The organism is Vibrio algarum (assembly GCF_028204155.1).
In the GTDB taxonomy this organism is placed as follows: domain Bacteria; phylum Pseudomonadota; class Gammaproteobacteria; order Enterobacterales; family Vibrionaceae; genus Vibrio; species Vibrio algarum.
In genome coordinates, this window is record NZ_JAQLOI010000003.1 from 1567092 (window position 1) to 1580621 (window position 13530).

The 13530-nt window shown below is 39.2% G+C and carries 12 protein-coding genes and 2 pseudogenes; 8 read left to right on the forward strand and 6 right to left on the reverse strand.

Features of this window, described 5'->3' with window-relative positions; genetic code table 11:
• Positions 1–83: 83 nt before the first annotated feature.
• Complete coding sequence (locus tag PGX00_RS22475) at positions 84–575, reverse strand: helix-turn-helix domain-containing protein (RefSeq protein ID WP_272140767.1); 492 nt, start codon at positions 573–575, stop codon at positions 84–86.
• 136 nt (positions 576–711) lie between these two features.
• On the opposite strand from PGX00_RS22475, the pseudogene PGX00_RS22480 reads away from it, so the two are divergent.
• The 3 genes and pseudogenes from PGX00_RS22480 to PGX00_RS22490 all read left to right on the forward strand — a co-directional run bounded on the left by PGX00_RS22480 (position 712) and on the right by PGX00_RS22490 (position 2319).
• Positions 712–1853: pseudogene (locus PGX00_RS22480) on the forward strand (phage/plasmid replication protein, II/X family).
• Between the two features lie 23 nt (positions 1854–1876).
• Positions 1877–2158 (forward strand): single-stranded DNA-binding protein, encoded by a 282-nt coding sequence (locus PGX00_RS22485; RefSeq protein ID WP_272140770.1) that lies wholly within the window; start codon positions 1877–1879, stop codon positions 2156–2158.
• Positions 2155–2319, forward strand: coding sequence for a hypothetical protein (locus PGX00_RS22490; protein WP_272140773.1), 165 nt, complete (start codon positions 2155–2157; stop codon positions 2317–2319). The genes PGX00_RS22485 and PGX00_RS22490 overlap by 4 nt, the downstream gene beginning before the upstream one ends.
• A 245-nt stretch (positions 2320–2564) precedes the next feature.
• Here the strand turns inward: PGX00_RS22490 and yciH are convergent, their stop codons facing one another.
• Together yciH and PGX00_RS22500 are read right to left on the reverse strand one after the other, a co-directional pair.
• A complete protein-coding gene (yciH, locus tag PGX00_RS22495) occupies positions 2565–2876 on the reverse strand; it encodes a stress response translation initiation inhibitor YciH (RefSeq protein WP_272141001.1) in 312 nt (103 codons plus the stop codon).
• Positions 2877–2906: 30 nt separating this feature from the next.
• A pseudogene (locus tag PGX00_RS22500) lies at positions 2907–3238 on the reverse strand (DUF3319 domain-containing protein); the annotation flags it as partial.
• Positions 3239–3829: 591 nt separating this feature from the next.
• Here PGX00_RS22500 and PGX00_RS22505 point away from each other — a divergent pair.
• Positions 3830–4303 (forward strand): tyrosine-type recombinase/integrase, encoded by a 474-nt coding sequence (locus PGX00_RS22505; RefSeq protein WP_272141003.1) that lies wholly within the window; start codon positions 3830–3832, stop codon positions 4301–4303.
• Here the strand turns inward: PGX00_RS22505 and PGX00_RS22510 are convergent.
• Together PGX00_RS22510 and PGX00_RS22515 are read right to left on the reverse strand one after the other, a co-directional pair.
• Positions 4287–5288 (reverse strand): D-alanine--D-alanine ligase, encoded by a 1002-nt coding sequence (locus PGX00_RS22510; RefSeq protein WP_272140777.1) that lies wholly within the window; start codon positions 5286–5288, stop codon positions 4287–4289. The two genes, PGX00_RS22505 and PGX00_RS22510, sit on opposite strands and share 17 nt — an antisense overlap.
• Positions 5289–5460: 172 nt before the next feature.
• Positions 5461–6048, reverse strand: a complete 588-nt coding sequence (locus PGX00_RS22515; protein WP_272140779.1) for an SPOR domain-containing protein — start codon at positions 6046–6048, stop codon at positions 5461–5463.
• 215 nt (positions 6049–6263) lie between these two features.
• Between PGX00_RS22515 and PGX00_RS22520 the strand changes: the two genes are divergently transcribed.
• The 4 genes from PGX00_RS22520 (at position 6264) to PGX00_RS22535 (ending at position 11796) form a co-directional block, all read left to right on the forward strand.
• Complete coding sequence (locus tag PGX00_RS22520) at positions 6264–8990, forward strand: bifunctional acetate--CoA ligase family protein/GNAT family N-acetyltransferase (protein ID WP_272140781.1); 2727 nt, start codon at positions 6264–6266, stop codon at positions 8988–8990.
• A 436-nt stretch (positions 8991–9426) separates the two neighbouring features.
• On the forward strand, positions 9427–10170 hold the full coding sequence (locus PGX00_RS22525) for a 5-oxoprolinase subunit PxpA (protein ID WP_272140783.1): 744 nt from the start codon (positions 9427–9429) through the stop codon (positions 10168–10170).
• A gap of 7 nt (positions 10171–10177) precedes the next feature.
• Positions 10178–10882, forward strand: coding sequence for a 5-oxoprolinase subunit B family protein (locus PGX00_RS22530; protein WP_272140785.1), 705 nt, complete (start codon positions 10178–10180; stop codon positions 10880–10882).
• Positions 10870–11796 (forward strand): 5-oxoprolinase subunit C family protein, encoded by a 927-nt coding sequence (locus tag PGX00_RS22535; protein ID WP_272140787.1) that lies wholly within the window; start codon positions 10870–10872, stop codon positions 11794–11796. The genes PGX00_RS22530 and PGX00_RS22535 overlap by 13 nt, the downstream gene beginning before the upstream one ends.
• Here the strand turns inward: PGX00_RS22535 and PGX00_RS22540 are convergent.
• Positions 11793–13244, reverse strand: coding sequence for an FAD-dependent oxidoreductase (locus PGX00_RS22540; RefSeq protein WP_272140789.1), 1452 nt, complete (start codon positions 13242–13244; stop codon positions 11793–11795). The two genes, PGX00_RS22535 and PGX00_RS22540, sit on opposite strands and share 4 nt — an antisense overlap.
• Positions 13245–13530 lie beyond the last annotated feature (286 nt).

The following is a 13530-nucleotide window of genomic DNA, read 5'->3' on the forward strand; positions in this document are numbered from 1 at the left end:
GATGTTATCAATTACAGTTGGGGTTCCTGTTACACCCCAACTAACTGCGGAATTCCGCAGTATCCACAACAACACATTACTTTCTAAGCTCTCGCTAGCTCTTGGTATTTTTTAAGAAATAGGTCTTTATGAGATTCTTCTTCAAAGTTGATATTTCCATTTTCATACAGTTCCATCATTTCTTTAGCGTGTGCTATTTCTCTTTCTTTTCCATTTTGGTAGGGAAGCCCTGTGGAATTTGCAAGATCTTCAATAAATTGTTCTGCATTATCAACGTGATTAAATATTGTTAATACCAACTCTGTTTCAGGAAGGTGTTTTATATAATAACTCGCTAATCTTAGAAACTCTCCTGTTTCTAATTTCGACATCGCTGCTTTTTCACCTAAACAAATTTCTCTTTCAGATAATTTAAGAATTTTTGCGATTTGAGGAACTCTACCAGCCTTGGGTTCGTTAATTCCTCGCTCCCATTTACTAATTGTCTGAACGGTTACACCTAATCTTTCAGCCAAATCATCCTGTTTGATGTTTAGCTCTATACGTCGCTCTTTTAGGACTTCACTAATACTCATGTTTGTGTTTTCCATCTTAAATAACCACCTTTGTTTAAGTTTACACCCACTTTTGTGTTGATTTTTATTTGAACATACTTTAGGTTAAGTGGAAATACACTTTAGTATCATTTAATTTTCTTGACAGGGTTTTCATTTGTTCTTTATTGATCAACTTTTCATTCAACAAGATTATCCTGAAGGGGGCTTCCTCTTGTGGGTACTCATGTTATTGAAAGGCTAGATATGGAAACAGGCGAACAACTTCCTCCATCAGTAAACCAAAAACGCCTGGAGGGCTCATACAGTACAAAACTAACAATTCGTTGTAATGGTAATCGGGTTCGTATTGAAGGTAATCCTTCTCGTTGGCAGAGAATGGACAACCTTTTTGGCCTCAAGACAATTGATGAATGTGTAGATATCTATAACCATGTTTTAGCACATTACGATTTACCGCCATTCACCAAAAATACGCGCTTGTCGCATAGACAAACACCAGACGGAAAATCATCTTCTTTAGTCGGAGATGGTGCTGAAATAACTTCGATAGATTGGACTCGAAACCATAAAGTAGGCAAGGGGAGAGAGCCTTCGTTTATTCGTGGTATGTCTTCAATGCATATTGGACGAGGCCGGACTCCTAAACTTTATCCAAATGGAATGACTTGTAACTGGGGTGAAGCTTCAACTTGGAACATGACAAAACTCTACTGCAAGCAATACGAGCTTAAAGAACATTTAAAAAAAGACAAACGAAGAAAAAATAACGTTACAGAACATCAACTTATCTACATAGAAAAACTTATCGATTATTGCGAAGAGCATGGAGTAGTTCGTGAAGAACATAGCTTACGACAATCGCTTTTAAAACGTCACAATTTGCAATTCTACGGTTTAGTCTCGGAGCAAGATTTTTACGCACACTTAAAGAGTATTGAGAACGCCATGAACACATTACAAGCTAGCCATGACGAACACGAAAGCATAGCGCATCAGCTACTTAGAGCAGGCGCTGTAGAAACATTGAGACAGGCAAATACAACCATGAATTACTTCACAATATGGCAAAACGGCACTGATTTAAGACTCGTATTAAAAGAACGTCAATTCTATCAGCATAAAGCACGCTTAAGGCAAATAGGAATTGATATCTCTAGTCGCTTCGATGTTAGCCGTATGTGCCCAACATTAAGGCGATCAGAAGTTATTGAGGTAAAACCCTTAGCTATCCCTGATTGGTATCAACTTCCAGTTGTTGCTGAATCTAATATCTTACCATTTAGAGCTTGCGCATAAGCTACGTAAAAAAGGATCATTCCATGTTAAAAATTGAAATCTTTCCAGAAGATACAACTATCCAAACACGAACCATTCAAGGTAAAGAAGGAAAAGCACCGAGAACTATTTATGAGCAAACAGCTTACGCATACTTAGGCGGTAAGTTTCCTGTCCAGATGAAGTTATCGCTCGATGAAGGACAGTCAGCTTATACCGCTGGTATTTACACCGTCCATAGCAATAGTTTTATTGTGAATAACTACGGTGGTCTAGAGTTAAAACGTTTTGGGATGACAATTGAACCATTGGAGCTAGATGTATGATTAAGGTTTATATCGACAGAGTAAATGAAGAATCGATTCATTTAGCATTCCCAAGCTTAGGAGAATATTACACCTGTAAAGGAGAATTTGATGTTATTCCTGCGATCAAAGATTTTATAGGCGAAGATGTAGCTTATGAATTGATAGAAGGTTATCCATAATTCACGTAGCACCACGCCACTTACATCACATTAAAGTACGCATTATGTATGTTATGTTAAATATAAGATTGCATAGACACAAACTAACCCTATCTTGGTGTGATTTAACAGTATTGAGTTCCTAATTTAAAACGACTCGGGCTTAAACACACTTTTAAAGGTGCCCTCTAAGAATCTCCAGCCTTGTTGGTACGAGAATTAAAAGAGCCAACATATGTTAGCTCTTTTAATTCTTTAAATTGTTTCTAGCCACCCGCTAATTTGACCCTATGGCCTTTCTTCTCAAGGTAAGCTTTGATCTTTTCACGATTGTCGCCCTGTATCTCAATAGTGCCTTCTTTGACAGAACCACCGCATCCGCAGACTTTTTTAAGTTCAGCGGCAACTAACTTGAGCGGAGCATCGTCTAAATCGAGACCTGTGATAATACAGACCCCTTTACCTTTTCGGCCTTTGGTTTGCTTCTGTATGCGGACGATACCATCACCAGTTGGACGCGTAACCTTTGTTTCTTCTGGCTTAATTCTGCCAGTCTCTGTTGAGTATACTAAAGACATGTTATTTTTTCTCGTTGCTGCCACTGCAGCATGTTTATCAATATGCTTCATTATAGCGTTTTTAGAACCTTTAATTAGCTTACCGTTAAAAAAACAGTACCAAGAATTTTTGCACCGCTATCACTCTTCAATAATTGGCCGTTGTATTCTTCTGACTGCTCATTTACTTCTTCCTCTTGTTTGGGAGCAAGGGAGGCAAATTCCTTAGGGTCTATAATGGTCGCGGTGTCGCACCACCAATCGATGGATTTTTTGACTGCAGGAAGATTACCAGAGAACACTTGTTTTTTAATCCTGACATGCCAAATATCCTTATCAGCACCAGATTGAATGCAATAGCCTCTATGAAATGTTGTTGCCATATTGAATTTTCTTTTTGTTTTTATGATTCTTATATAATAATTGTAATTAGCACATATTCAAGTACATTCGTCATCCCTGGAATTGATGTTATAATGCATTATGATTAAGAAAGATATACAACCTATCACGGATACTCTAATACGAGTTAAAAGTATTAAAAGATTTAAAAATCAAGTATCTACTGACGAAATGTCTCAGTTAACTAATGGTGCGTATTCGCGCAGTTCTATCCTCGCAATGACCACAGACTGGAATAGATTTATTTCATTTTGTGAAGCTAAACATGTGACACCATTGCCGGCATCGATAACTGCTATACGTATGTTTCTTGAAAATGAAGCTCGGAAACGAAAGTTCGCTTCTATTAGACGTTACAGCATCACAATCGGTACCATACATAAATTGCATAGCTACCCTTCCCCAACAGCTCACCGTCAAATCCAGTTCACGTTATCTCAATTGAAGATTGAAAAAAGGGGGATGCGAGGCAGGCAAACGCGCTTACGTTACAGCACCTCATCAAACTTGACGAAATATTAACCAAAGACGCGACGTTACGTGGTCACAGAGACATGGCGATTTACTATATTATGTTTGAGTGCGTATTAAAAAGGTCCCACCTCAAAAATCTATTATTGAAAGATGTGGTTAACATTGATAACCAATGGTGTGTCAATCTTGAGGAACGAACCTATAAGCTTAGCCCTAACGCTTGTTCTGCGCTTAGCCTTTGGATTCAATATCTTAACGGGTCTCAAGGTTATCTTTTTCGCAGAATAGACAAGCACAATAATATTGGAATGCACCAACTTGATGACTCTTCTATCTATCGTATTCTCCGTCGTGCAAGCGACCTATTAGGATTAGCTAATGCTCATCGATTTACTGGTCAATCAGCTCGAGTAGGCGCGACACAAGAATTAAAAAAGCAAGGTTATAACATCAAGGATATTCAAGATTTTGGACGCTGGCTGAGCCCCGCGATGCCAGCACAATATTTGCAAATGAAAACAGTTGCTGATGATGAAATGACTAAGTTTAAAGTCATCAAACCTTGGGTTTAAGGGCGCTTTCTATCGCACTAGCAAGAAATTCACTAAACTTATGGCCATTATGCTCAACCATTTTAGGAAACATTGATATTGGTGTCATTCCTGGAAACGTATTAACTTCATTTAGGTATAACTCATTGTCTTCTGTAAGGAAGAAATCAATACGAGACAAATCTTTTAGTTTCATTTGATTAAATACAACTCGGCTATATCGCTCTATATTTGATAGCTGATTTTCCGTCAGGTTTTTTGCTTCAACTTCAGTTATAGAATGGCTATCTGAACTGTATTTCTCTTCATACGTGTAGAAAGCATTATCTGGTGCAATAACTTCGCCAGGCTTACTAATAAACAGTTCTCCTTGATATTCATACGCAGCCACCTCTAGTTCTCGGGGTTTTACTGACTTTTCTATGAGTACCTGATCTGAATATTGAAAAGCTGATAAGATAGCTTCTACTAGATCATTCTTTTTAGTTACACTGTAACAGCCTACTGATGACCCTTGGCACGCAGCTTTCACAAAGACTTTACCCCATTTATCAAATGCTTGAAATGCATTGTCTAATGATTCTTTATTACTATCGACTAAAAAAAGATAAGGCGTATTTGGTATTCCGATCGCGTCATACCATAATTTAGAAGTGATTTTATTAAAACTATTTGTACTTGCCTCTGCACCACAGCCAAAATACGGTATGTCCGCTAGCTTAAACATTGATTGTAGATCGCCAGTTTCGCCGGGAAAGCCATGAACACATGGTACGATGTAATCTATGCTGATCTCTTCAGTGTCAGATATCAACGCTTTTTTATTAATATCCAGATTGACATGCACACCGTTAAGCATCCAGCCATCCTTGCCAATCTCCACTAAGTGTACTTCAAACTCTGGTTTTTGACGGAGTTGATCCGATAAATAAGCAGCAGAAACAAGAGAGACTTCGTGCTCTGATGAGCAACCACCACATAGAAGCAGAATAGATGTTTTATTCATTTTAAGATCATTCCGTGAAACGACGAATACAATACTGAATTCTCATCATAACCAATTGATACAATAGGTACAGTAAAAAATAACATGCATCTCAATCTGGTCATTTATTCGTTCAGAATTCCATCAAAAAAGGAACCCGAAGGTTCCTTTTCTATACAAGTGCCATTTTCAGTTACTTTAACTTAACCAATTTTGGATAAGCAGACTTCTTAATCTCATCAAGGCTTTTTACAAACGGTTTCAAATCTCTAAAGTATTTAGGTAGTGTTTGAATCGCAGCTTTAGCGTCAGACTTAGTTGCATAATCGCCATATAACACGGCATACCAATCCGTACCTTTTACTTGTTTATGATGCTCCCAAACAGAATGGCCTTCTGGTAACTGCTTAGCGTAACTATAGGCTTGCTGCGAGCTACCAACTGCCATTACTTGAATTGTATAGCCGAAACGCATGTGTTCCGCTTCTTGTTTTTGGGTTGGTGGCAAAATTTTAATCATTTTGTTGCTAGAGTGCGTAGCAGACGTTCGCTGAGGTTGTGAATTTTGGGTTTTAATCACTTGTTGCTGCTCCACCACAGAGGTTGTGCTTGCAGCAACGGCGACATCAGCTTCCATTACAGTCGTTTCCTTCATTGGCTCGACCATAGGCTCGGTTTTGTACTCTTCTTTATAACTTTCAGTTGTTACATCAGTTATCAACTCACCTGATGAACAAGCAGTAAGTAAAACAGACAAAGCAATAATAGAAATATTTCTCATAAACAATTAGTAAATCCTTTAATAAACTATCCAAATCATGCCTACTGAACGCAATATAATCAAGTAGATAATGCGCCTAAAGTCAATAAGGTTGTGAGCCACAACACGTTCTTGTAGAACAATACGGTATCCGCGGTCACATAGATAAAGTATAGACAATTCATTCATTAAGAAATCTATTATTATTCATGTACAGGTTAGAACGAGAGGTTTCTATGAATACGATTTCTAAATTACTTAAACCAACTTCTATTGCGGTTATTGGTGCATCGAACAAACCTTTTAGGGCCGGCGAAGTGGTCATGAATAACCTGCTAAAAGGAGGATTTCAAGGTGCAATTATGCCTGTCACGCCTAAGTACAAAGCGGTCTGTGGAGTACTTGCCTACCCAACAATAGAGCAGCTCCCGATTACTCCTGATATCGCCGTTCTATGTACTAATGCTTCAAGAAATGTCGAAATTTTCAAACAATTAGCGCAGAAAAAAGTGTCCGCCGCGATCATTCTTTCATCCGACATGCACGTTATCGACGATAACAAAGAGACAATTGAACAACAATGCCTCGCAATTGCAAAAGAGAGCGGTATTCGCGTGTTGGGAGCGAACAGCTTGGGGATAATACTTCCTTGGTTAAATCTAAATGCCTCTTTCTCGCCAGTTTCTGCGGCTAAGGGCAATATTGCATTTGTATCACAGTCAGCTGCAGTTTGTACGACAATACTAGACTGGGCGAATGATAAAGACATAGGCTTCTCAGCTTTTATTTCTATTGGTAATGGAAGCGATATTGACGTCGCTGAGTTATTAGACCATCTATGCACAGATAGCAAAACAGCTGCAATTTTGTTGTATATTGATTCAATCAAAGATGCGCGGCAGTTTATGTCTGCGGCTCGTGCTGCTTCCCGAAATAGACGTATATTAGTACTCAAAGGTGGTCGCACTCACGCAGGAAGGCGAGCTGCTAAACACCACACTGGTGGAAGTGACACTTTAGATATCATTTATGATTCTGCAATTCGACGTACGGGCATGTTACGAGTCAAAAATACTCATGAATTATTTGCAGCTGTAGAAACACTAACCCACGCAGTGCCACTCAGAGGCGAACGACTTGGAATTATAACCAATGGTGGCGGGCCTTCTATCATGGCCGTAGATACTCTTCTAGAACAGGGAGGAAAACTTGCAGAGCTCAGTGATAAAACTATCGCCACGTTGGACAAAGTATTACCGTCTGCATGGTCAAAGCATAATCCAATAGATATGATTGGTGATGCTGATAAAAATCGTTATGTTAGGTCGGTTAATGCACTATTAGACAGTGATGATGTAGACGCCCTACTCATTATGCATAGCCCTTCAGCTATCGCACACTCTGTGGAAACAGCGCAAGCGATTATTGACTGCGTTAAGGCACACCCACGTCACAAGCGTTTCAATATATTAACCAATTGGAGCGGAGAGAAAACCGCAAGAGAAGCGCGGCTTTTATTTACCCAAGCAGGGATCCCCACTTACAGAACCCCTGAAAGCGCAGTCGTTGCCTACATGCATCTAGTGGAATATCGCAGAAATCAAAAACAATTGATAGAAACACCAACTAACTCCGAGCAAATAAACATTAAAAATAAGCAACAAGCTCACGACTGGATAGAAGCGAAATTAGTAACCCTGTCAGAGAACCTAGTACCAAAACCGGAGACCAATTTAGACCCGGTCGACGTCGGCCCCAATTCATTATTATTAGACACTCATGAAATAACACCGCTATTGTCTAATTATAAGTTTACGGTATTAGACACGTGGATAGCTCAAGAGCCATCAGAAGCCGTGCATATCGCCGATAAAATCGGCTACCCTGTCGCAGTCAAACTCCGATCTCCAGATATTGCCCATAAATCTGATGTACATGGTGTTGTTCTTAATTTGCGTAATCCTTCTGAAGTCCAAAATGCTGCCCAATCTATTTTAGACGGCGTGCAATTAAACTACCCGTCGGCAAATATTCACGGCCTGTTGGTTCAAGCAATGGCAAGTCGCATTGGTGCTTATGAATTAAGAGTCAAAGTAAAAACAGACACTACTTTTGGCCCTGTAATCATGTTGGGTGAAGGTGGTTCTGAATGGGACGAAAGCATAGACGCTGCTGTAGGGATCCTGCCACTAAATATGGCATTAGCACGATATTTGATTATTCGAGCGATTAAAGGTCACACGATACGACCCCAAAAAACAAGTAATCTAGATATCGACCTTCTGTGCGATTTTTTAGTGCGCCTGTCCCAGATGGTTATCGACAACCCTCAAATCCATGAGCTTGATATTCATCCTCTGTTAGTCGGCTACCATTCCCTAACAATACTAGATGCAGACCTTACTCTTAAGCCATTTAGTGGTGACCCTCACCGCAGATTAGCCATCCGGCCATATCCAGTTGAATTAGAGGAACTTATAACACTGAAAAGCGGAGAAGAAGTTAAGCTTAGACCCATCCTGCCAGAAGATGAATCCGCTCATGCCTCTTTTATAAATAATGTTTCTAAAGAAGATTTATACAAACGTTTCTTTACAGATGTAGGTGAGTTCAATCACGAGGCGTTGGCAAATCTAACTCAGATAGATTTCAACAGAGAAATTGCTTTTGTTGCGGTTACTTCTGCTGGTGAAATATTAGGTGTTTCAAGAGCCTTGATTAACCCAGACAACACAGATGCAGAGTTCGCTATATTGATCCGTTCTGATCTTAAAGGCTGTGGACTTGGTCGAATACTAATGACCCGTATTATTGATTTTTGTAAAAACAAGGGAACGAAGCAGATGTCAGGAATGACAATGCCTACCAATAGAGGCATGTTAACCTTGGCACAAAAACTTGGTTTTGAACTGGATGTACAATTTGAAGACGGTACTGCTGATATGTTATTGATTCTGAATTGAAATTTATTTTAAACAATAAAAAAGACCGGTTATCGGTCTTTTTTAAATTGAAGTGGGTGAAAAACTATTTAGATTTCATTTCCCTGCATACCATAAGTGCCGCTGCTATAATAAAAGTGACAATTAAAGCTAGTTCCATAAATCCCCCTAAAAGTGTGTAAAATAAAAGTGTTGGTAAGAACTACAGTCATAATAGCAGTTGCATGGTGCAAATAACACGCAGACTAGAACTTTATGTTTAATTAGCGATGTACATCAGAAAAGCTTGTCCTATAAATATATAATTTTACGAATAAAACATTACTGTTCCGTTAAGTTTGTCTAGGTATTTTATTGATAAATAAATAAAATAATTAAATCGAGCGATAAATAAGTAAAAATACTATTTTTTGGCTATATAGCTGAGATACGGTCAAGGAAGATTAAAGAGGTTCAGATGAGTATAGAGCAGTTATCCATTAACTGTGACATGGGTGAAAGTTTTGGTATCTGGAAAATGGGCGAAGATGAAGAAGTAATGCCATGGGTCGACATGGCGAATATTGCTTGTGGATTTCATGCATCCGATCCAAATATCATGTCACAAACAATTCAACTTGCGTTAAAGTACAACGTAAAAATAGGCGCACATCCTAGTTATAATGATACTCAAGGTTTTGGGCGACGCTCTATTGCTCATACCGAAAGCGAGATAACGCACCTTATGCTTTATCAAATAGGCGCGATCAAAGCCATAGCCGCTCTTCATGAGGCGACAGTCGAATATGTAAAGCCTCACGGAGCTCTTTACAACGATATGATGCGCTCCCCCGTTATTTTTAAAGCAATCGCTAGAGCGGCTCAGATATACGCATTACCATTAATGATTTTATCAACCTCTGAAAACGAACAATATTTAGAAATGGCTGATGACTTTAATGTGCCGTTATTATTCGAAGCATTTGCAGACAGAAGCTATTTAGATAATGGTCAACTAACACCTAGAGATCACCCGAAAGCCGTTTTACACAATAGCGATGATATCTATTATCAGGTAATGCAGATCGCTAAATATGGTAGCGTTACTACAGTCTCAGGACAACAGTTACCAATCCAAGCTGATACCATTTGTATTCACGGGGACAATCCACACTCGATTGTGTCTATTCGAAAAATTAAAGAATCCATAGCCAATTTATGAGACTGTCATGTTAAGTAGAGAAATTTCGATCGAAGCGGTTTGTGAATCATCTATATTGATTAATTTCGCAGAAGAAATAAGTCCAGAGCTACCGTTATTTATAAATCAAGTGGCTGAGCTAGTATATGCCAATCATAATGGCAGTATAATGAACATCACACCTTCTTATACGACACTTTTAGTCGACTACTTACCCTATCGTACTCCTGAACATGTCATGCTTAAAAGCCTTGCTCAAATCGTTCATCAGGTCGATTCTAACGATACGAACACCGTTACCAATACGGTAATTCTACCGGTCTATTATGGTTTTGATGTCGCGCCAGATTTACAACGTCTGATCCAAGACAAATCTATAGAGCTAGAGCAACTTGTTGCCAAACATACCGCTCCTCTCTACAGCATTTGTGCCATAGGCTTTGCTCCAGGGTTCGCATTTCTATCGGGTTTAGATAGTTCTCTCGCAACGCCAAGGCATGCAACGCCAAGATTAAAGGTCGCTTCAGGTAGTGTCGGTATTGCAGATAACCAGACTGCCGTATATCCCTCCGCTACACCGGGAGGATGGAACATAATAGGTAATTGCCCTACTAGACTTTTTGATCCTTCAAGTGAACAACTTTCACCTTTCAGGATCGGCGATAAAGTAAAGTTTGAATCAATTTCAAAACAGGAATATTTAAAGCTCGGAGGCCAATTATGGGCTATTTAAAGGTCATTAAACCGGGTCAACTTAGCCTCATTCAGGACTTTGGTCGTTACGGTATTGCACCATTAGGTGTCACACAGGGTGGACCTTTGGATGAATATGCCTATTGTTGGGCAAATCATCTTTTAGGAAACCGCCCCAATTGTTCAACGATTGAGATCACCTTAGGTCAAGCCGAATTTCAGTTTACGCAAAATTGCATGCTAGCTATATGCGGAGGCGATCTTCAAGCAAAATTGGACGACACACCCATTAGAAATTGGACGTCATTTTATGTTCGTAGGGGCCAGGTACTAAAATTCGGATTACCGATCAATGGGCTAAGAGCCTATCTGGCTGTCGAAGGCGGCTTCGACATTGAAACGCATTTAGGCAGTACTAGTACTGTTATACGAGAACAACTTGGTGGCTTAAACCAAGATGGAACGGCACTGATCCAGAACGACAAAATCAAATACACTAAATCAAGCACTAAATTAAAGTCTAAGCAACTCACGTTCCGATTTACACCGGATTATAACCTACCATTACGTTTAAGATTAATTGAATCCTATCAGTCTAATCAATTTTCCAAGCAAGCTAAGCGAGCCTTTTACAACCAGACGTATAAAGTAAGTCCGAACAGTGATCGTATGGGGTATAGATTAGAAGGCGTACCAATTATACCACCTGTAACAGGCGTTATTTCTGAAGGTATAGCCCTTGGTTCAGTGCAAATACCACCAGATGGAAAACCTATAATTCTACTTAATGATAGGCAAACACTAGGTGGTTACCCAAAATTAGGAGTACTTGCTAGAATCGACCATGCAAGAATTGCACAAGCAAAACCCGGCCAAGAAGTTAAATTCATCCGGGGCAATCGTCGACACTTACAAGATATTTGGTGTGCATGGGCCCTTAGGTTTGGCTATTAATCTAGCGGGTCCAACCCGCTTACCTTTGCCAATCCATCAGGATATCCTCGTTCGTGGGCCAACTTTATTGCGAGGTGCTCTACTTCATCTCCATTAAGTGACACTGTATCTTTATTTTTCTTAAGTGTTTGATTTTCAATAATATTGCTATTGTATTTAATGTCTTCTATTATTTTTAATGCCGCTTCTATTGCAGAAGACCCTTTAACTATTTCAATTCTCGCATAGTTTGAACCGTGAAATGAAACGTCAGATGCACGTAAAGAAGCGTCTAACCCAGGAATTTGTTGAGCACCATAAAGTGGCTTACCTGCCACGGAAGCATTTGAAAACGAGGGTATAAATCGACTCATATGTTTAATCGCAAGCTCTGTTCTTTCTCTTTTTTGTACTTCATTCCAGCCTTTTTTGATTTTGTTTACTAAATACTCAGGCAATTGAGGTTGCGCACAATCTTCATTACTGTATACAAGCCCATCTCTAAACAAGGTTATATCGTCTGTCATACCATGTAATTGGAAAAGACCATCAGCATAGGGAGTAAGTTGAGCCATACCATCTACCGTCCCTCGCTCACCGTGGAATATGACTTCTGGCCATACGTCGGTGTTTGCGCTCCATTGTGTAACGTAAGCGGCTTTAAACTCAACTAGTCGACTTCTTTGGACCTTAATAAAATCATCAACAGTCCCCGTTTCGTACCCACAAGCATTTATAAGGTAATCAACGTCTATTTGATTGCTCTCTTCACCTTGTTGATAACAAATTGACCAGTTATTTTGGTTTTCTTTAATATCTGATACTTCAGAGGAAAGAAAGACATGTGCACTGTCATAATTGTCTAGTAACATCGTCGCAGAAGAGGCAAGTCTAAATAAACTCCATCCATATTCCTGTACTAACACGACAGGATATTTTAAGCCATCAAGATCAACATTATTTACAAACGGCAGCATCCAATCGTCAAGCTCACAGGGTTGCCCTTGCTGCGCTTTGCCTTTTAACTGTTCTAGTGCTTCTCGGGTATAAATTCTATAGTAATCTTGCGCATCACCTAAAACCTTATTTGATGAATCTTCATCAATTAATTGTTGATAATGGTTTTGAATAGAGACTAATCGAGGCAACAATGCTTCAGGTGTACCCTTGTCCGTTTTCGGTATTGCTATCACAGTAGGACGTATATTAATGGTGTGAGGGAAAAGTTTTACCGATTGAATAGATTGTCTTAGTAAATCTATGCATTGTTGTTCATCTATTTCTCGATATAAGTTACCACCAGCATGAAGGTGGCATATCGGAGGACCATAAACTAAACTTGGCTTTCGTTCAAACAGGCAAGTCTCTATGCCCAGTTCAGAAAGCTTTATCGCGACCGTAGCACCCGCAATCCCACCACCTATTATACCGACTCTTTTCTTATTTGGATCTATCGTTAACTTACTCATTTACGCGCTTATGCTCGTTAAACCTTGTGAGATTATACCAATAATTCTAATGAAAAAAATCTGGCATTTCATACTGTTATTTTATGTAATAAAAATAGAATATTTTCCAAAAAATGCTTGACTTAATTTCGCTGAAAAATTTTCGTCACAATTTTGTGCATAACATTCTGCGCGAAAAGAAGCCTGTTGGGGGATGCAGAAACATTTGCTCTATTTCCGCTAAAGTTATCCAAAACTTTATCCACCGAATCTGTGGATAACTGGAAATACCGCCCCTTTTTTATTT